This is a genomic window from Arthrobacter sulfonylureivorans (genome assembly GCF_047607445.1).
Classification (GTDB): Bacteria; Actinomycetota; Actinomycetes; order Actinomycetales; family Micrococcaceae; genus Crystallibacter; species Crystallibacter sulfonylureivorans_A.
Window position 1 is genome coordinate 144,447 of the sequence record NZ_JBLKRT010000003.1, and the last position, 19,944, is coordinate 164,390.

General features: G+C 68.3%; 18 protein-coding genes. All 18 read left to right on the forward strand.

The window, feature by feature from the left end; genetic code table 11:
• Positions 1-110 precede the first annotated feature (110 nt).
• Complete coding sequence (locus ACMX2H_RS02685; RefSeq protein ID WP_136785368.1) at positions 111-494, forward strand: DUF948 domain-containing protein; 384 nt, start codon at positions 111-113, stop codon at positions 492-494.
• An 18-nt stretch (positions 495-512) separates the two neighbouring features.
• Positions 513-746: a DUF6167 family protein gene (locus ACMX2H_RS02690; RefSeq protein ID WP_414958842.1), complete on the forward strand. Its 234-nt coding sequence runs from the start codon at positions 513-515 to the stop codon at positions 744-746.
• 75 nt (positions 747-821) lie between these two features.
• Complete coding sequence (alaS, locus tag ACMX2H_RS02695) at positions 822-3,500, forward strand: alanine--tRNA ligase (RefSeq protein WP_414958843.1); 2,679 nt, start codon at positions 822-824, stop codon at positions 3,498-3,500.
• A gap of 12 nt (positions 3,501-3,512) precedes the next feature.
• Positions 3,513-4,085 carry a Holliday junction resolvase RuvX gene (gene ruvX, locus ACMX2H_RS02700; protein WP_414958844.1) on the forward strand — a complete coding sequence of 191 codons (573 nt, stop codon included), beginning with the start codon at positions 3,513-3,515 and terminating at the stop codon, positions 4,083-4,085.
• The gene (mltG, locus tag ACMX2H_RS02705) at positions 4,082-5,758 is read left to right on the forward strand and encodes an endolytic transglycosylase MltG (protein ID WP_414958845.1); all 1,677 of its coding nucleotides are present in this window, start codon (positions 4,082-4,084) and stop codon (positions 5,756-5,758) included. Before ruvX ends, mltG begins: the two co-directional genes overlap by 4 nt.
• A gap of 35 nt (positions 5,759-5,793) precedes the next feature.
• Positions 5,794-6,669 (forward strand): shikimate dehydrogenase, encoded by an 876-nt coding sequence (locus tag ACMX2H_RS02710; protein ID WP_414958863.1) that lies wholly within the window; start codon positions 5,794-5,796, stop codon positions 6,667-6,669.
• Between the two features lie 32 nt (positions 6,670-6,701).
• Positions 6,702-7,901 (forward strand): chorismate synthase, encoded by a 1,200-nt coding sequence (gene aroC / locus ACMX2H_RS02715; protein ID WP_414958846.1) that lies wholly within the window; start codon positions 6,702-6,704, stop codon positions 7,899-7,901.
• A complete protein-coding gene (locus tag ACMX2H_RS02720) occupies positions 7,901-8,443 on the forward strand; it encodes a shikimate kinase (RefSeq protein WP_414958847.1) in 543 nt (180 codons plus the stop codon). Before aroC ends, ACMX2H_RS02720 begins: the two co-directional genes overlap by 1 nt.
• Positions 8,440-9,537, forward strand: coding sequence for a 3-dehydroquinate synthase (aroB, locus tag ACMX2H_RS02725; RefSeq protein WP_414958848.1), 1,098 nt, complete (start codon positions 8,440-8,442; stop codon positions 9,535-9,537). The genes ACMX2H_RS02720 and aroB overlap by 4 nt, the downstream gene beginning before the upstream one ends.
• Positions 9,538-9,769: 232 nt before the next feature.
• On the forward strand, positions 9,770-10,333 hold the full coding sequence (gene efp / locus ACMX2H_RS02730; RefSeq protein ID WP_136785364.1) for an elongation factor P: 564 nt from the start codon (positions 9,770-9,772) through the stop codon (positions 10,331-10,333).
• A complete protein-coding gene (nusB, locus tag ACMX2H_RS02735) occupies positions 10,333-10,752 on the forward strand; it encodes a transcription antitermination factor NusB (protein WP_127512662.1) in 420 nt (139 codons plus the stop codon). Before efp ends, nusB begins: the two co-directional genes overlap by 1 nt.
• A 405-nt stretch (positions 10,753-11,157) precedes the next feature.
• Positions 11,158-11,754: a bifunctional pyr operon transcriptional regulator/uracil phosphoribosyltransferase PyrR gene (gene pyrR / locus ACMX2H_RS02740; protein WP_136785363.1), complete on the forward strand. Its 597-nt coding sequence runs from the start codon at positions 11,158-11,160 to the stop codon at positions 11,752-11,754.
• Positions 11,751-12,755, forward strand: a complete 1,005-nt coding sequence (locus tag ACMX2H_RS02745; protein WP_414958849.1) for an aspartate carbamoyltransferase catalytic subunit — start codon at positions 11,751-11,753, stop codon at positions 12,753-12,755. The genes pyrR and ACMX2H_RS02745 overlap by 4 nt, the downstream gene beginning before the upstream one ends.
• Positions 12,752-14,083 (forward strand): dihydroorotase, encoded by a 1,332-nt coding sequence (locus ACMX2H_RS02750; protein WP_414958850.1) that lies wholly within the window; start codon positions 12,752-12,754, stop codon positions 14,081-14,083. Before ACMX2H_RS02745 ends, ACMX2H_RS02750 begins: the two co-directional genes overlap by 4 nt.
• Position 14,084: 1 nt before the next feature.
• A complete protein-coding gene (locus tag ACMX2H_RS02755) occupies positions 14,085-14,585 on the forward strand; it encodes a PH-like domain-containing protein (protein ID WP_414958851.1) in 501 nt (166 codons plus the stop codon).
• A gap of 8 nt (positions 14,586-14,593) precedes the next feature.
• On the forward strand, positions 14,594-15,835 hold the full coding sequence (carA, locus tag ACMX2H_RS02760) for a glutamine-hydrolyzing carbamoyl-phosphate synthase small subunit (RefSeq protein WP_414958852.1): 1,242 nt from the start codon (positions 14,594-14,596) through the stop codon (positions 15,833-15,835).
• Complete coding sequence (carB, locus tag ACMX2H_RS02765) at positions 15,835-19,134, forward strand: carbamoyl-phosphate synthase large subunit (RefSeq protein ID WP_414958853.1); 3,300 nt, start codon at positions 15,835-15,837, stop codon at positions 19,132-19,134. The genes carA and carB overlap by 1 nt, the downstream gene beginning before the upstream one ends.
• Positions 19,127-19,944: orotidine-5'-phosphate decarboxylase (gene pyrF, locus ACMX2H_RS02770; protein WP_414958854.1), on the forward strand; the 818-nt coding region annotated here is incomplete at its 3' end. The genes carB and pyrF, both read left to right, overlap by 8 nt.

The following is a 19,944-nucleotide window of genomic DNA, read 5'->3' on the forward strand; positions in this document are numbered from 1 at the left end:
AGAAGGTGCGCCCCGCCGTCGTTAGCCGGACCCCCGCAGCACACGGCATGCTTGCGCTGTGCGCGGACCGGAGGTACGCCGTCAACCAAACAAGAGGAGCGTTTGAACCTATGTCAGGTGGAGATATCGCCGGTCTGATCGCCGCGGGCGTGTTCGCGGTGCTGGTGGCCTTGCTGGCCATCCCGGTGTGGAAGCTCGGCAAAGTGTTTGATGAACTGCGCCAGGCCATCCGCGAGCTCAGCGACGGCACCACCCCGTTGATTGGCGAAGTCACGACCACCGTCAGCACCACCAACGAACAGTTGAAGAAGGTCGACGGCATCTCCAACAACGTCTCCGACGCTTCGGCCAACGTTTCCGCCCTGACCTCGCTGCTCTCCGCGACCCTGGGCTCGCCGCTGATCAAGGTGGCAGCCTTCTCCTACGGCGTGCGCAGCGCCTTCAACTCCGCCGGCAAGGGCGCGCCCGAGGGCAAGCGCCGCCGCGGCCGCTAATCCGCGAGAGGAACCGACATGAAGCGAATAATCTGGATGGCCGCCGGAGTGGCGATCGGCGTGCTGGCGGTCCGCAAGGTCTCCCAAACGCGCGAAGCGCTGGGACCGGTTGGACTGAACCGCGCACTGGCACAGGTGGCCGATTCGGTAGCCAACTTTGCCGACGCGGTCCGGGACGGCATGCAGGAACGCGAAAGCGACCTCCGCCTGGCCCTGGGCATCGATTCCGCAGACGACGTCCGCACGCGCTAAGTTTTTTCTCGGCATCCACGCCAAGCCCCGGCCTGCACGGGCCGTTTGTACCCTGGAAGGTAAGACACAGGCACCATGAAATCCCACGAGATTGTCCGCCGCTGGCTCGACTTCTTCGAGAAAAAGGGCCATGCCGTGGTCCCCTCGGCGTCCCTGGTGTCGCCGGATCCTTCGCTGCTGTTCACCGTGGCCGGCATGGTGCCGTTCATCCCGTACCTGACCGCCCGCGAGACGCCACCGTACCCGCGTGCCACCAGCGTGCAGAAGTGCATCCGCACCGCGGACATCGAAGAGGTCGGCAAGACGGTCCGGCACGGCACGTTCTTCCAGATGTGCGGCAACTTCTCGTTTGGCGACTACTTCAAGGAACAGGCCATCGCGATGGCCTGGGAACTGCTGACCAGCCCGGTGGAGCAGGGCGGCTACGGGCTGCCGCCGGAGAAGCTCTGGATCACCGTCTACGAAGAGGACGAGGAAGCCCTCGCCATCTGGCGTGACCAGGTCGGCGTGCCGGCCGACCGGATCCAGAAGTCCGGCAAGAAGGACAACTACTGGTCCACCGGCCAGCCCGGCCCCGCCGGTCCGTGCTCGGAAATCTTCTACGACCGCGGCCCCGAGTACGGGATCGAAGGCGGCCCGATCGCCGACGAGACCCGGTACATCGAAATCTGGAACCTGGTCTTCATGCAGTACCAGCGTGGCGCCGGCATCGGCAAGGAAGACTTCGAAATCCTGGGCGAGCTGCCGCAGAAGAACATCGACACCGGCCTGGGCATGGAACGCCTCGCGATGATCCTGCAGGGCGTGGAGAACATGTACGAGACCGACCAGGTCCGTCCCGTGCTGGACAAGGCCGCGGAGATCTCCGGCAAGGAATACACCAGCGCCGAGTCCGACGACGACCCGCACCACGCGGACGACGTGCGGCTGCGGGTGGTCGCCGACCACATCCGTTCCGCGCTGATGCTGATTTCCGACGGCGTGACCCCCTCCAACGAGGGCCGCGGCTACGTGCTGCGCCGCCTGATCCGCCGTGCCGTGCGCGCCATGCGCCTGCTTGGTGTGGAAAACGCCTGCCTGCCCGAGCTGCTGCCGGTCTCCCGCGACGCCATGAAGGGCACGTACCCGGTGGTGGCTGACGACTTCGAGCGGATCAGCCGGATTGCCTACGCCGAAGAAAAGGCCTTCCTGCGCACCATCGCCTCCGGCACCGCCCGGTTGGAAGAGGCCGTGAAGGAATCGAAGGCTGCTTCGAAGCCGATTTCCGGCGAGGACGCCTTCACGCTGCACGACACCTACGGCTTCCCGATCGATCTGACGCTTGAAATGGCCGAAGAAGCGGGTCTGAAAGTGGACGAGGCCGGCTTCCGCACGCTGATGGCCGAACAGCGCCAGCGTGCGCAGGCGGATGCCCGCGGCAAGAAGATGGGCCACGCCGACGTGACCGTCTTCCGGGAGATGCTGTCCGAGGGCGAAACCGTTTTCACCGGCTATGACGAGCTGAACACCGAGTCCACCGTGCGCGGCATCGTCCGCGGCGGCGAAGTGCGCGGTTTCGCCGGCCAGGGCGAGGAAATCGAGCTGGTGCTTGACGCCACCCCGTTCTACGCCGAGGCCGGCGGCCAGGCGGCCGACGTCGGACTGATCACCGGCGACGGGTTCGTGGTCGAGGTGCTGGACGTGCAGAAGCCGGTCAAGGGCCTGAGCGTGCACAAGGCCGTGGTCCGCGAAGGCGAACTGCCCGCCGGCGCCACCGTCCAGGCCGCCGTGGACGCGCAGCGCCGGCACGCCGGCGAGCAGGCACACTCCGGAACGCACATCATCCACGCCGCCCTGCACCAGATCCTCGGTCCGGAGGCGCTGCAGCGCGGTTCGTTCAACAAGGCCGGCTACCTCCGCTTCGACTTCTCCTGGGGCGAAGGCCTTTCCGACGCCGCCAAGTCGGAGGTCGAAGAGGTCTCCAACCTGGCCATCCGCAACAACTTCGAGGTTCAGACCCGCGTGATGCCGCTGGCCCAGGCCCGCGAGCTGGGCGCCATGGCGCTCTTCGGCGAGGCCTACGGGGACACCGTTCGCGTGGTGGAGATCGACGGCGCCTGGTCCCGCGAGCTCTGCGGCGGCACCCACGTGGAGGCCACCTCGCAGATCGGTTCGCTGACCCTGCTGGGCGAGGCCTCAGTGGGCTCGGGCAATCGCCGCGTGGAAGCCTTCGTGGGCATGGAAGCCTTCCGCCACATGGCCGCTGAGCGCGCGCTGGTGACCGAGCTGTCGGAGATGCTCAAGGTCCCCGGCGCCCAGCTGCCCGAGCGGATTGCCGCCACCCTGGCCAAGCTGAAGTCCGTGGAAAAGGAGCTGGACAAGCTGCGCAAGGAACAGCTGGCAGCCTCCGCCGGCTCGCTGGTCGCCCAGGCGCAGGACGTGGCCGGCATCCGCTTGCTGGCGCACAACGTCGGTGACCTCAACGGTGCCGACGACCTGCGCAACCTGGCCCTGGACCTGCGCACCCGGCTGGGCTCCGAGCCGGTCACCGTGGCGATGACCGGCGTAGCCAACGGCCGCCCGCTGATCCTGGTGGCAACCAACGAGGCCGCCCGCGCCGCCGGAGTGAAGGCCGGCGCGCTGGTCAAGACCGCTGCCGGCGTGCTCGGTGGTGGCGGCGGCGGCAAGGACGACGTGGCCCAGGGCGGCGGATCCGACCCGGCCAAGATCGACGAAGCACTGGCCGCCGTGACTGCCGCGGTCGCGAACCGCTAGGGGCCCGGCAGCGTGTCTTCTACCGGTTATCCGCGCGGCACCAAACTCGGTGTCGACGTCGGAGCGGTGCGCGTCGGCGTGGCCAGCTGCGACCCGGACGGGATCCTGGCCACGCCGGTCCGCACCCTGAAGCGAGACGCCAAGAAGGACAGCGACATCAGGGTGCTGGTGCGCGAGGCCGCCGAACGGGGCACCGTGCAGGTTTTCGTCGGGCTGCCGCGCACGCTGTCCGGCGGCGACTCAGCGTCCACCGAGATGGCCCGCAGCTACGCCCGCAAGCTTGCCGCAGCGCTGGCCGCTGCGGGTTCCGAGGCCAGCGTCAGCCTGATCGATGAACGGTTGACCACCGTGGCGGCGCACCGGGGATTGCGCGATGCTGGCATGGATACGCGTCAACATCGTAAAGTGGTTGATCAGGTAGCTGCCGTAGGTATCCTGCAGCAGGCTATCGACATGCAACGGGCCCAAGGACAGGACGTGGGGACACCTGTCGCACCACCCGCCGGCCGACCAGTGCCGGACGCCAGCCATGAGGAGCCGACGATTACGCACGGACATGACCGAAGCGGGGACCCGGGAACGTGAGCAAGCACCCCGACGACTGGACCAATCTCCCTTCCCGGCGGGCCGCACGCGGACGCCAGGCCGCTGATCCGCGCTTTGACGACACCGTTCCGCCGTACTGGGACGACGACGCGGTGCCCGAGTGGGAGGAACCGGCGGAGGAGGCCTGGCCCGATCCGGCCAGCCAGCCGGCCGCCCCGCAATCAGCAGACGCAGCCGCAGCTCACGCAGCTGCAGCGGACGAACCGGCCACCGGCTGGAACGACCCGGAGCCAGCCACCGTCGTCCAGCACCACGTACCCGCCGCCGGTGAGCACCGCCGTCGTCCTCAGCCGGAAGCAGGACCCGAGGCGGAGCCGCAGGCCGACTACGCCGCCGGTGCTGCGGCAGAGGACACACACTACGCCGCCGGCGCCACTGACCGCGGCTGGGAAGCGGCCGACGACGCCCACAGCTATGCCGACAACCGGGGCTACGCCGCGGTGGATCACGGCTACGCGGCCAACCAGGGCTACGCGGACGCGAACCAGGGCTACGCCGACGACGGCCAGATCTACCATGATGGCCGGCTGGACTTTTTCGAGGACGAGCCTGCGGCTGGCCGGAAGCGTCCGGTCCGCACGAAGAAACGCGCCCGCCGCCGGCGCAATACCATCATGCTGGTGGTTTTCGCGGTCTTCGCCGCAGGCCTGGTCGGCGTGGTGCTGTTCCTGCAGAACCTGCTGGGCATGGGCGGCGGCCCCGAAGACTACGCCGGCCCCGGCGAAGGACAGGTGACCTTCACCGTTGAAGAGGGCGCCGGCCCGCTGGTGATTGCCGGTGCGTTGGTGGAGCAGGACATCATCTCCAACAGCGAAATTTTCCTGGGCGAACTGGCCAGCCAGGCGGACGGCCGCGAGGTGCAGCCTGGCGAGTACCAGATGCAGTACAAGCTGCCGGCCGCGGACGCCGCCGCCATCCTGCTGGAAGATGTGGGGGAGAAGGTCTCCTACGCCGCGATCAACCGCACCTGGCGCGAAGAAGAGGTCTTCGCGGCCCTGAGCGAAGGCACCAACATTCCGGCGTCCGAGTTCGCTGAACTCGCCAAGGACCCGCAGCAGTTCGGGTTGCCGAAGCAAGCCCGCAACCTGGAAGGCTACCTCTTCCCGGGCGAATACCGCTGGCCGCTGGAGACCAGCGCCAAGGACATCCTCTCCGAACTGGTGGGCAACACCGTTGACCGGCTGACCAAGGACGGTATCTCTGACCCGCAAGAGCAGTTCCGGGTGCTGACCATCGCCAGCATCATTGAAGCCGAGGCGGGCGAAGCCGACTACGCCACGGTGGCCGGCGCGATCCAGAACCGGCTGAAGCCGGACAACACCGAGACCAATGGCCTGATCCAGTCGGACGCCACGGTGACTTACGGGTTGGGCCGCAAGGGCTACGACATCACGCCCGAGGAAAAAGCGGACAAGTCGAACCCGTACAACACCTACGCGCACACCGGGCTGCCTGCGGGACCGATTAATTCACCCGGCGGACCGGCCATCGACGCGGCCGCCAGCCCGGCCGACGTGCCCTACTACTACTGGGTGACCGTCAACCTGGACACCGGCGAGACCAAGTTCGCGGAGACGCTGGAACAGCACAACGCGTACACCAAGGAATACCAGCAGTGGTGCAGCACGCAGAAAGAAGGCCGGTGCAGTTGATCGCCGGTCCTGCCGACGGCGTGGCTGACGGCACGCTGCCGGCTGCCCAGCAGTACCAGGCCGCAGTGCTCGGGCACCCGATCGGCCATTCCCGGTCGCCCGCGCTGCACCGTGCCGCGTATCAGCTGATCGGCTTCGACTGCCGCTACCGGGCCATCGACGTCACCGTGGACCAGCTGCCGCAGTTCGTCCGGACCCTGCGCAGCGAGCGGGGCTGGGCGGGGCTGTCGGTGACCATGCCGCTGAAGTCCGCGATGGTCGCCGAGATGGACCGCACCAGCCCGCTGGTGGATCTGCTCGGCGTACTCAACACCGTGGTTCCCGAGTACGACGACGAGGGACGGGTAACGCTGACCGGCCACAACACGGACGTGGCGGGGATCGTCGGCGCGCTGCGCCACGGCGGAGCGCAGGAGGGCCAGCCGGCAGTCATCCTGGGTGGCGGCGGAACGGCCGCCGCTGCTGCTGCCGCGCTGGCGGAGCTGAAACCCTCCGGCGTCACCCTGTGCCTGCGGGATCCGGCGAAGTCGGGCAACGTGCAGGAGATCGCCCGGCAGCTTGGGGTTCCACTGCAGGTAGCCGGCTGGGATCAGGCGTCGGCCGCAGTGCGAACGGCCGGAACGGTGGTCTGCACCCTGCCGCCGAACGCCGCAGACTCCCTGGCTGCCGAACTGGCGGCGCAGGCAGGACCGGACCGCGCCGGCGGCGTGCTGCTGGACGTGGCCTATGATCCTTGGCCCAGCCAACTGGCCGCCGCCTGGCAGGCCCAGGGCGGTTCGGTGGTGCATGGCTTGGAAATGCTCATCTACCAGGCGGTCGAGCAGGTGCGGCTGTTCGCCGGCGGCCGCTTCACCAACAGCGCCGATGTCACAAATGTGATGTGTGACGCGGTGGGTGCACCGCGGCGCTAATCCGCTCACAGATGCATGGCAGTATTGAATCCATGTTGCGTTGGTTAACCGCCGGTGAATCCCATGGTCCGGCCCTGGTAGGAATTATCGAAGGCGTCCCCGCCGGCGTCGAGCTGACCGCAGCCGAGGTGCAGGATGCGCTGGCGCGGCGGCGTCTGGGCTACGGCCGCGGTGCCCGAATGAAATTCGAACAGGACAAGGTCACCCTGGTGGGCGGTGTCCGCCACGGCCTGACCCAGGGCGGCCCGGTTGCCATCGAAGTGGCCAACACCGAATGGCCCAAGTGGGAAACCGTCATGTCCGCGGATCCGGTCGACCCTGCAGAGCTGGAGGACCTGGCCCGCAACGCCCCGCTGACCAGGCCGCGGCCGGGCCACGCAGACTTCACCGGCATGCAGAAGTACGGCTTCGACGAAGCCCGTCCGGTGCTGGAACGCGCCAGCGCCCGCGAGACAGCTGCGCGCGTAGCCCTGGGAACAGTGGCCGCGAAGTTCCTCTCCGCGCTGGGCATCCGGCTGGTCAGCCACACCACCGCCGTCGGCCGCGTCTCGGTTCCCGAAGGCAGCCGGCTTCCAATGCCGGACGACGTTCTGGCCCTGGACGAGGATCCGCTGCGCTGCTTCGACGCCGAGACCTCGTTGGCCATGGTGCAGGAAGTGGACCAGGCGCACAAGGAAGGCGAAACCCTGGGCGGCGTGGTTGAGGTGCTGGCCTACGGACTGCCGCCGGGCCTGGGCAGCTACGTGCACTGGGACCGCCGGCTGGACGCTCGCCTGGCCGCCGCCCTGATGGGCATCCAGGCGATCAAGGGCGTGGAGGTCGGGGACGGCTTCCTCACCGCCGCCCGCCGCGGATCCGCCGCCCATGACGAAATCGTCCGCGATGAGCACGGCACCATTGTGCGCGCCACCAATCGCGCCGGCGGCATCGAAGGCGGCATGAGCATCGGCGAGACCTTGCGCGTCCGCGCGGCCATGAAGCCGATTGCCACGGTGCCTCGCGCGCTGGCCACCATCGATGTGAGCACCGGCGAGCCGGCCAAAGCCCACCATCAGCGGTCCGATGTCTGCGCCGTGCCGGCGTCCGGCGTCGTCGCCGAGGCCATGGTGGCCTTGGTACTGGCCCAGGCCGTCACCGAGAAGTTCGGCGGCGACTCCGTGGCCGAGACGGCACGCAACCTGCGGTCCTATCTGGCGGCCATTCCGGAGTCGCTGGATTCGATCGGCCAGTAGTGGCATCCGCTGAACCGATGCGGCTGAAGCGCCACCTGGTGCTGATTGGACCGATGGCGTCCGGCAAATCGACGCTGGGCAGCCAGTTTGCCAATCGGCACGGCCTCGCCTTCGCCGACAGCGACAAGCGGCTGGTCGAACGGCACGGTCCGATTCCCGCGATCTTTACCTCATTGGGCGAACACGCCTTCCGCGAACTCGAAGCCCGCGAAGTGGCGGCGCTGCTCGCCGAAGGCAAACCGCCTGCCGTGGTCTCGCTGGGCGGCGGCGCCATCTTGGATACCGGCACGCAACAGTTGCTGGCCAACTGCACCGTGGTCTTCCTGGACATTGACGTGAACACGGTGCGTCCGCGCATCATCAAGGACACCGGGCGGCCGCTGCTCGCCGGCGACCCCGTGGGCCGCTGGACCGAAACTTTCCGGCAGCGCCGGCCGGTGTACGAGCGACTGGCCGATCTGGTGCTGGACACCCGCGGCAAAAGCCAGCAGCAGCTGCTGGCCGAACTGAGACAACTGCTTGAGGAAAGGCACGAACCGTGAGCAACACCCCCGAGGCCACCGTCATCCCCGTCACGGGGAACACCCCCCAGGAGGCGTACGACGTCGTTGTTGGCCATGCGCTGCTGGGCCGGCTGCCGCAGGTGCTGGGGGAGCGGGTCCGCAAGGTGCTGGTGATCCACCCGCGGGCGCTGCGGGCCACCGGCGATGCCGTGCGCGAGGACCTCGCCGCGAACGGAATGGAGGCGCTGACTGCCGAGATCCCGGATGCCGAGGAGGGCAAGCACATCCAGGTGGCCTCGTTCTGCTGGGAAGTGCTGGGCAAGAACGACTTCACCCGCTCCGACGCCATCGTAGCGGTGGGCGGCGGGGCGGTCACCGACGTGGCCGGCTTCGTGGCCGCAACCTGGCTGCGCGGCGTGAAGGTGGTGCACATCCCTACCAGCCTGCTGGGCATGGTGGACGCTGCCGTCGGCGGCAAGACCGGCATCAACACCGCAGAGGGCAAGAACCTGGTGGGCGCGTTCCATCCGCCGGCCGCCGTGCTGGCCGACCTGGATGCGCTGCAGACGCTGCCGCCGAACGAACTGATCACCGGCATGGCCGAAGCGGTCAAGTGCGGCTTCATCGCCGATCCGGTCATCCTGGATGTGATCGAGGCCGATCCCACAGCTGCCACCACCGCCGGATCTGACCAGCTGCGGGAGATCATCGAGCGCGCCATCCGGGTCAAGGCGGAGGTGGTGTCCGCAGACCTGCGCGAGTCCGGACGCCGCGAGTTCCTCAATTACGGCCACACCCTGGGCCACGCGATCGAACTGGCCGAGCGCTACCAGATGCGCCACGGCGCCGCTGTGTCGATCGGCCTGGCCTTCGCCGCCGAGCTGTCCCGGATGGTCGGCCGGCTGGACGACGCCACCGCGGACCGGCACCAGGCCATCCTGAAGTCCCTGGGCCTTCCCGTGAGCTACCGGCGCGACCGCTGGGCCGCACTGCTGGACGGAATGAAGCGGGACAAGAAGGCCCGCGGCGACCTGCTGCGCTTCGTGGTGCTGGACGGACTGGCCAAGCCCGGCATCCTCGACGTCCCGGACACCTCGCTGCTGTTCGCCGCGTACCAGGAAATCGCCGAATAGGACGGCGGCTGCAGTACTGCCCTCAAGGACATTCTGCTGCTGGCACCCGCACCCACCGTTCCCGGGGGCTCCATCAGGCCTCGCGAACCCACCGGTTCCGCCGGCATCGATCCGGGGGACGCCGAGCGCTTGGGGCGGGCAGGCCGTCAGCAGGTAGAATGTCTGCTGGACTTCGCTCCGGGCCGGGCGGACCTACCGCTGGCGGCCCGCCATCATCGACGAAAGTGAAACTGTGGCCACAACCAACGACATCAAGAACGGCACCGTGCTGAAACTGGACGGCCAGCTGTGGAACGTCATTGAGTTCCAGCATGTGAAGCCGGGCAAGGGCGGCGCGTTCGTGCGCACCAAAATCAAGAATGTCGTCAGCGGCAAGATTCAGGACAAGACCTTCAACGCCGGCCTGAAGATCGAAACCGCCACGGTGGACCGCCGCGATTACACCTACCTGTACAAGGACGGCGACGACTTCGTCTTCATGGACGTGCAGGACTACGACCAGGTCACCGTTCCCGGCGCCGTGGTCGGCGACGACGAGAACTTCCTGCTGGAAAACATCAAGGTCAACATCGCCATGCACGACGGCACCCCGCTCTACATCGAGCTGCCGGCCTCCGTGGTCATGGAGATCACCTACACCGAGCCCGGCCTGCAGGGCGACCGCTCCACCGGCGGCACCAAGCCCGCCACCGTGGAGACCGGCTACCAGATCCAGGTCCCGCTCTTCCTGGAGACCGGCACCAAGGTCAAGGTCGACACCCGCTCCGGCGACTACCTGGGACGAGTCAACGACTAGTGAGTGCCCCTACTTCAGCCCGCGGCAAGGCCCGCCGCAGGGCCGTCGACGTCCTTTTTGAAGCCGAGCAGCGCGGCGTGAGTGCCGCCGAGGCGCTGGCCGGACGGGACAAGACGGACCAGGTGATCAATCCCTACACGGCACAGATCGTGGAGGGGGTCGCCGCCCTGCAGCCCACCATCGACGAGTTCCTGGCCACCTACGCCCAGGGTTGGACCCTGGACCGGATGCCCGCCGTGGACCGCATTATCCTGCGCGTCGGCTCGTGGGAGCTGCTCTACAACGACGACGTGCCCGACGGCGTTGCGGTGAGCGAAGCCGTGGAGCTGGCCAAGACTCTGTCGACGGACGAGTCGCCGTCCTTCGTCAACGGCCTGCTGGGCCGGTTGCAGCAGCTCAAGCCCACGCTGCTGGCCTGAGGTACTTGTTCAGCCACCATCCCCACGTACGACGGCGGGTGCCCACTTTGCGGGGCACCCGCCGTCGTCGCGTTCCGGGCTTGAGCGAAGGGCTTCCGGCGTCGTTGCGATCCGGCGCAGGCAGGGCCATCGGCCGATCCGGGGCGCCGGCTCACGCAAGATCATCCGCCGATCCGGAGCTCCGGCTCACGCAAGATCAACCGCCGACCCTGAGTCCCAGTCCCGCAGATCGATGCGCTGGGGGCGGATGCAGCATCCGGCGCCCGGTGAGCTTGCCCACATCGGCCCCGGATCGCCGTCGTGCTGCCGTCATGAAGCGGGCGGGCCACGCCGACCGTGGTAATTTTGAGGGCGCAAGCAACCTTTAAATTCCGTCCAGTGAGGCGGGGAAGGAGGCGGCAAAAGATGAACACCGACTCACCGGCGCAACAGCCGGCATCGTCGCGAGTTGTACTTGCCGAAGCGGACATTAACCGCGCATTGACCCGCATCGCCCACGAGATCCTCGAGGCGAACAAGGGGTCCCAAGATTTGGTCCTGCTGGGCATTCCGCGCCGCGGTTACCCGCTGGCCCGCCGGCTGGCCGACAAGATCGCCGCCGCCGATCCTTCCGTCGCTGCCGAAGACATCATCGGCCAGCTGGACGTGACCATGTTCCGCGACGACCTCCGCCGCCACCCCACGCGTACGCCGCTGCCCACCCAGCTGCCGGCAGCCGGCATCGATGACAAGGTCGTGGTGCTGGTGGACGACGTGCTCTACTCCGGCCGCACCATCCGCGCGGCCCTGGACGCCCTGGTGGACCTGGGCCGGCCGCGGATTGTCCGGCTGGCCGTCCTGGTGGACCGCGGGCACCGCGAGCTGCCGATCCGGGCGGACCACGTGGGCAAGAACCTGCCCACCTCCTCGGTGGAGAAGGTCCGGGTTCGGCTCGCCGAAATCGATACCAACAACGGCAGTCCGGCCGCCGACGAGGTAGTCATCGAGGATTTCAGCGCATGAAACATCTGCTGTCCACTGCCGACCTGGCCAAGCCGGACGCGGTGCAGATCCTGGATACTGCCGAGGAAATGTCCGCCGTGTCGCTGCGCGAGGTCAAGAAGCTCCCGGTGCTGCGCGGCCGCACCGTGGTCAACCTCTTCTTCGAGGACTCCACCCGCACCCGGATCTCCTTCGAGGCTGCCGCCAAGCGGCTCTCGGCCGACGTGATCAACTTCGCCGCCAAAGGATCCTCGGTGTCCAAGGGCGAATCGCTCAAGGACACCGCCCAGACCCTGGAGGCGATGGGCGCCGACGCCGTCGTGATCAGGCACTGGGCCTCCGGGGCGCCGGCGCGGCTGGCCGGCTCCGGCTGGATCGACGCCGCCGTGGTCAATGCCGGCGATGGAACGCACGAACACCCCACCCAGGCGCTGCTGGACGCGTTCACGCTGCGGCGCACCTGGGCCAAGCTCAACGGCACCGCCTCCACCGGGACAGACCTGACCGGCATGAAGGTGGCCATTGTCGGGGACATCCTGCACTCCCGGGTGGCCCGCTCCAACCTGTGGCTGCTGCGTACGCTGGGCGCCGACGTGACCATGGTGGCGCCGCCGACGCTGCTTCCGGTGGGCAGCCGCGACTGGCCGTGCACCATCAGCTACGACCTGGATGCCACGCTGGCCGCGGGCACGGACGCGGTGATGATGCTGCGGGTGCAGGGCGAGCGGATGAACGCCGCTTACTTCCCGTCCACGCAGGAGTACTCCAGCCGCTGGGGCTTCAACGACCTGCGGCTGGCAGCGTTGGACGCTTCCGGCCGCGACGGCACCATCATCATGCACCCCGGCCCGATGAACCGCGGGCTGGAGATCTCCTCGGCGGCAGCCGACTCGCCGCGCTCCACCGTGCTGGACCAGGTCCGGAACGGCGTGGCCGTCCGGATGGCCGCCCTCTACCTTCTGCTTTCCGGCGGCACCGCGTCCGCCGCTCCCGCACCGACCGCCGCCCAGGAGGCCAAGTGACCGAGTCCAGCACCCAGACCAGCTACCTGATCCGGGGAGCCTCGCTGACCGGCGGGGAACGTGCCGATCTGCTGGTCCGTGACGGCAAGATCGCCGAGGTCGGCAGCGCGCTCAGCGCGGCAGGCGCCGGCGTGGTGGACGCCGACGGGCTGATTGCGCTGCCCGGCATGGTGGACCTGCACACCCATCTGCGCGAGCCGGGGCGCGAAGACGCGGAGACGGTGGAGACCGGCACCCGCGCCGCAGCCCTGGGCGGCTTCACCGCGGTGCACGCGATGGCGAACTCGTCGCCGGTTGCGGACACCGCCGGTGTGGTCGAGCAGGTGTACACGCTGGGCCGCACCGCGGGCTGGGCCGACGTCCGCCCGGTGGGTGCAGTGACCGTGGGGCTGGCCGGCGAACGGCTGGCCGAGCTGGGCGCGATGGCCGATTCCCGCGCCCGGGTCCGGGTGTTCTCCGACGACGGCATCTGCGTCTCCGATCCGGTGCTGATGCGCCGCGCGCTGGAATACGTCAAGGCGTTCGACGGCGTGATCGCCCAGCACGCCCAGGAGCCGCGGCTGACCGACGGGGCCCAGATGAACGAGGGCACCGTTTCGGCGGTGCTGGGGATGACCGGCTGGCCGGCCGTGGCCGAGGAGAGCATCATCGCCCGCGACGTGCTGCTGGCCCAGCACGTGGACTCCCGGCTGCACGTCTGCCACGTCTCGACGGCCGGATCGGTGGAGATCATCCGCTGGGCCAAGGCCCGCGGCATCAAGGTCACCGCCGAGGTCACGCCGCACCACCTGTGGCTGACCGACGAGTTGGTGCGCAGCTACGATCCGGTCTACAAGGTCAACCCGCCGCTGCGCACCGACGAGGACGTGCAGGCGCTGCGTGCCGGTCTGGCCGACGGCACCATCGACGTGATCGGCACCGACCACGCGCCGCACCCGTCCGAGGCCAAGGAATGCGAGTGGGCGCAGGCGGCGATGGGCATGACCGGCCTGGAAACCGCGCTGTCCGTGGTACAGCACACCATGATCGAATCCGGGCTGATCGGCTGGGCCGACTATGCCCGGATCACATCAGCGATGCCGGCCCGGATTGGCCGGTTGACCGGCCAGGGCCAGCCGCTGGCAGCGGGCTCGGCCGCCAACATCACCCTGGTGGACCCTGCGGCCCGCTGGACAGTGGACCCGTCGGCCATGGCCACCAAGGGCAGGAACTCTCCGTTCGCCGGCCGGCAGTTGCCCGGCCGCGTGGTGGCCACGTTCCTCAACGGACACCCCACCGTGCTGGACGGCACGCTGAACACGCCTGCACGGCCGGCAGAGGAGGGATGAGATGACCCAGCTCCAAGCCGGCATGGTGATGCTCGCCGTCGCCGTCGTGCTGATTGTGCTGGTGGCGGTGGGCTGGCGGAACCGGCTCAAACGCCAGCAGGACATCGCGCCGCTGCCGCAGATCCCGGCGGACACCGCCAACCCCACGGGCTACTACGAAGGCATGTACGTGGTCACCACCACGGCGGGGGACTGGCTGGACCGTGTGGCCGTCCACGGCCTGGGCATCCGGACCAAGGCCACGCTGCGGACCTATCCGCACGGCGTGCTGATCGAACGTCCCGGCTCCACCGACGTCTACATCCCGGCCGAATCCATCTCCGCCGTGCGGACCGAGAGCGGCATGGTGGGCAAGTTCGTGGAATCCGAAGGGCTCGCCGTGATCTCGTGGAAACTGGGGGAGCGCGACGTCGACACCGCCTTCCGCACCCGGCAGGCCGCCGAAAAACAACCGCTGCTGGCGCAGCTGCAGACATACCTACCCGCCGTACAGGAAGACTAGGAAACATCGTGAGCGCAGAAACAACCTCCGCAACCGCACCGGCGCTGCTGGTGCTCGAAGACGGCCGGACCTTCCGCGGCCGCAGCTACGGCGCCCGCGGGACCGCACTGGGCGAGGCGGTCTTCGCCACCGGCATGACCGGCTACCAGGAGACCATCACCGACCCGTCCTACGCCCGCCAGCTGGTAGTGCAGACCGCACCGCACATCGGCAACACCGGCGTGAACGACGACGACGCAGAGTCGCGCAAGATCTGGGTGGCAGGTTACGTGGTCCGCGATCCTGCCCGGCAGCCGTCCAACTGGCGCTCCGAGCGCAGCCTGGACGATGAACTGGTCAACCAGGGCATCGTGGGCATCCAGGGCGTGGATACCCGCGCGCTGACCCGCCACCTGCGCGAGCGCGGCGCGATGAAGGCCGGCATCTTCTCCGGTGACGCCGCGGCCCGCCCCGCCGCTGAGCTGGTGGCCGAGGTCACCGCACAGCCGTCGATGGAAGGCTCCCGGCTGGCCGAAGAGGTCAGCGTCACCGAAGCCTACGTCGTCGAACCGGCAGACCATGGCTGGGAGGGCGAGCCGCGGTTCACCGTCGCCGCGCTCGACCTGGGCATCAAGGCGATGACCCCGGTCCGCTTCGCCGAGCGCGGGATCCGGGTGCACGTGCTGCCCGCCACCGCCACCTTCGAGGACGTCCAGGCTGTCTCGCCCGACGGCATGTTCATGTCCAATGGGCCCGGCGACCCCGCCACCGCGGACCGCCAGGTGCTGCTGCTGCGGAAGGTGCTCGACGCCGGCCTGCCGTTCTTCGGCATCTGCTTCGGCAACCAGATCCTGGGCCGCGCGCTGGGCTTTGGCACCTACAAACTGCGCTACGGCCACCGCGGCATCAACGTGCCGGTGATGGACCGCCGCACCGGCAAGGTGGAGATCACTTCGCAGAACCACGGATTCGCCGTCGACGCACCTTTGGACGGGCCCACGCTGGCCCCGGAGGAGCGCTTCGGCCGGGTCGAAGTCAGCCACGTCTGCCTGAACGACGACGTTGTCGAGGGCCTCGCATGCCTGGACATCCCCGCCTTTTCCGTTCAGTTCCATCCAGAGGCGGCCGCCGGGCCGCACGACGCGGCGACCCTGTTCGACCGTTTTTCCGAGCTGATGGCTGCCCGCGGCACCAAATCCGGGGCCGCTGCCGAGAGCCCCGCTGAGACCGCCACCGAGACCGCTTCCGAGACCACGAAGGAAAGCAAGTAATGCCCAAGAGAGAAGATCTGAAGTCCGTCCTGGTCATCGGTTCCGGCCCAATCGTGATCGGCCAGGCGGCCGAGTTCGACTACTCCGGCACCCAGGCGCTGCGCGTGCTGAAGGAGGAAGGCCTGCGGGTCATCCTGGTCAACTCCAACCCGGCGACCATCATGACCGACCCGGAGTTCGCCGATGCGACCTACGTTGAACCGATCACGCCGGAGGTGGTCGAAAAGATCATCGCCAAGGAGCGTCCGGACGCCCTGCTGCCCACGCTGGGCGGCCAGACCGCGTTGAACACCGCCATCGCGCTGGACAAGAACGGCGTGCTGGAGAAGTACAACGTGGAGCTGATCGGCGCGAACATCGACGCCATCGAGCTCGGCGAAGACCGGGAGAAGTTCAAGGGCGTCGTCGAGCGCTGCGGCGCCGAATCCGCCAAATCGGTGATAGTGCACTCGATGGACGAAGCCTTCGCCGCCGCCGAGGAACTGGGCTACCCGATGGTGGTCCGCCCGTCCTTCACCATGGGCGGTCTGGGCTCGGGCATGGCCTACAACCCGGACGACCTGCGCCGGATCGCCGGTGCGGGCATCCAGTACAGCCCCACCAGCGAGGTGCTGCTCGAAGAGAGCATCCTGGGCTGGAAGGAATACGAGCTCGAGATGATGCGCGACAAGAACGACAACGTCGTCGTCGTGTGCTCGATCGAAAACTTCGATCCGGTAGGTGTGCACACCGGTGACTCGATCACGGTGGCGCCGGCCATGACGCTGACCGACCGCGAGTTCCAGAAACTGCGGGACATCTCCATCGCGGTGATCCGCGAGGTGGGCGTGGACACCGGCGGCTGCAACATCCAGTTCGCCATCGAACCGGACACCGGCCGGGTTGTAGTGATCGAAATGAACCCGCGTGTCTCGCGCTCCTCGGCGCTGGCGTCCAAGGCCACCGGCTTCGCCATCGCCAAGATCGCCACCAAGCTCTCGCTGGGCTACACCCTGGACGAGATCCCCAACGACATCACGCAGCAGACCCCTGCTGCGTTCGAACCGACGCTGGACTACGTCGTCGTCAAGGTCCCGCGGTTTGCGTTCGAGAAGTTCCCGGCCGCGGACCCGACGTTGACCACCACCATGAAGTCGGTGGGCGAGGCAATGGCCATCGGCCGAAACTTCACCGAAGCGCTGCAGAAGGCGCTGCGGTCGCTGGAGCAGAAGGGCGCCCAGCTGGAGTTCGACCCGGTCAACGACTTCGACGTGCCGGAACTGCTGGCCAAGGCCAAGTTCGGGTCCACCGAGCGGCTCTCGCTGGTGCAGCGCGCGCTGCTGGGCGGCGCGACCATCGAGCAGGTCTTCGAAGCCACCGGGATCGACCCGTGGTTCCTGGACCAGCTGCAGCTGATCAACGAAGTGGCCACCGAGATCCGCAAGGCTCCGGCGCTGACCGAGGACATCCTGCGGCTGGCCAAGCGGCACGGCTTCTCCGACCAACAGATCGGCAAGCTGACCAACACCACCGAGGCAGTGGTCCGGGGCGTCCGGCACGCGCTGGGCATCCGCCCGGTGTTCAAGACCGTGGACACCTGCGCCGCGGAATTCGCCGCCTACACCCCGTACCACTACTCGTCCTACGACGAGGAGGACGAGGTTGAGCTGCACGCCAAGCCGTCCGTGATCATCCTCGGCTCCGGCCCCAACCGGATTGGCCAGGGCATCGAGTTCGACTACTCCTGCGTGCACGCCACCATGGCGCTGCGCAAGGCCGGACACGAGACGGTGATGATCAACTGCAACCCGGAGACCGTCTCCACCGACTACGACATCTCCAACCGCCTGTACTTCGAGCCGCTCACGCTCGAGGACGTGCTGGAGGTCATCGCAGCCGAAGAGCGCACCGGCGGCGTGCTGGGCGTGTTTGTGCAGCTGGGCGGCCAGACGCCGCTGAAGCTGGCCCAGGCGCTGGCCGACGCCGGCATCCCCATCCTGGGCACCTCGCCCGAGGCGATCGACCTGGCCGAGCACCGCGGCGCGTTCCAACGCGTGCTGGATTCGGCCGGGCTGATCGCACCGAAGAACGGCACGGCCGTCTCCTTCGACGAGGCCAAGAAGATCGCCGACGAGATCGGCTACCCGGTGCTGGTCCGCCCCTCCTACGTGCTCGGCGGCCGCGGCATGGAAATCGTCTACGACGAAGCCAACCTGTCCCGCTACATCGCCAACGCCACCGAGATCACCCCCGACCATCCGGTACTGGTGGACCGCTTCCTGGAAGACGCCATCGAGATCGACGTCGACGCGCTCTTCGACGGCAAGGACCTCTACGTCGGCGGCATCATGGAACACATCGAGGAAGCCGGCATCCACTCCGGCGACTCGGCCTGCGTGCTGCCGCCGATCACCCTGGGCGCCGAGGTACTGGAACGGGTGCGCAACGCCACCGCCGCCATCGCCGAGGGCGTGGGGGTCCGCGGGCTGATCAACATCCAGTTCGCGCTGGCCGCCGACGTGCTCTACGTGATCGAAGCCAACCCGCGCGCTTCCCGCACCGTTCCGTTCGTCTCCAAGGCCACCGGCGTGCAGCTGGCCAAGGCCGCGGCGCTGATCGGCACCGGCGTGTCCATCGACATGCTGCGCAGCGTCTACAAGCTGCTGCCGGAAAGCGGCGACGGTTCCCGGCTGCCGCTGGAAGCCCCGGTGGCGGTCAAGGAGGCCGTGCTGCCGTTCAGCCGGTTCCGCACCCCGGAAGGCACCGTGGTGGACTCGCTGCTCGGCCCCGAGATGCGCTCCACCGGCGAGGTGATGGGCATCGACAAGTACTTCGACACCGCCTTCGCCAAGAGCCAGGCCGCGGCCGGCAGCGCGCTGCCCACGTCCGGCAAGGTCTTTGTCTCGGTGGCCAACCGGGACAAGCGCTCCATCATCATGCCGGTGAAGCTGCTGGTGGACCTGGGCTTCGAAATCCTCTCCACCGGCGGCACCGCGGACGTGTTGCGCCGCAACGGCATCCAGTCCACCACGGTACGGAAGATCGCCGAGGGGCGTTCCGACGACGGTGAAGGCACCATCGTTGACCTGATCACCGAGGGCCACGTCGGTCTGATCCTGAACACCCCGTCCGGCGGCCAGGCCCGCGGCGACGGCTACGAGATCCGCGCCGCCGCGACCTCGGTCGGCACGCCGATCATCACCACGGTGTCCGAGTTCAGCGCCGCCATCCAGGCCATCGAAGCCATGCGCCAGTACGAGTGGGACGTGACCAGCCTGCAGGAACACGCCGAAAACCTGAAGGCCGCCATCCATGCCTGAGGCTGACGCCCGGCCGCTGCCCAGCTTCGGGCAGCGGCTGCGGACGGCGATGGCGGCCCGTGGGCCGCTGTGCGTGGGGATCGACCCGCACCCGTCGCTGCTCTCCGCGTGGGGCCTGAACGACGACGCCGGGGGACTGGAACGCTTCTCCCTCACCGTGCTGGACGCGGTGGGAGAGCAGGCCGCGGCCTTGAAGCCGCAGGTGGCGCTCTACGAGCGGCACGGTTCCGCCGGAATGGCGGTACTGGAGAAGCTGCTGGCGGCCTCGGCCGAGGCTGGAGTGCTGAGTATCGCGGACGCCAAGCGCGGCGACATCGGCTCCACCATGGCCGCGTACGCCGACGCCTGGCTGCGCGACGGTTCGCCGCTGGCAGCCGACGCGGTGACCCTCAGCCCCTACCTGGGCTATGAATCGCTGCGGCCGGCACTGGACCTGGCGGCGGCGACGGGCCGCGGCGTGTTCGTGCTGGCCCTGACCTCCAACCCGGAAGGTGCCAGCGTGCAGCACGTGGGCGGAGCCGAGTCGGTGGCCCAGCGGATCGCGGAAGCGGCCGCTGCCGACAACACGGATGCCGGCCGGGCCGGCGAGCTGGGCTCGGTCGGCCTGGTGGTCGGCGCCACGGTCCAGGCCGAGGTGATGGAACGCTTGGGACTAAACCTGGCCGCCGTCAACGGGCCGCTGCTGGCTCCCGGCCTGGGCGCCCAGGGAGCCACCGGGGCCGACATAGCGGCAGCCTTCGGCACCGCCGTCGGGAATGTCTTGGCGACCTCCAGCAGGGACATCCTCAAAGCCGGACCGGACACCGCCGC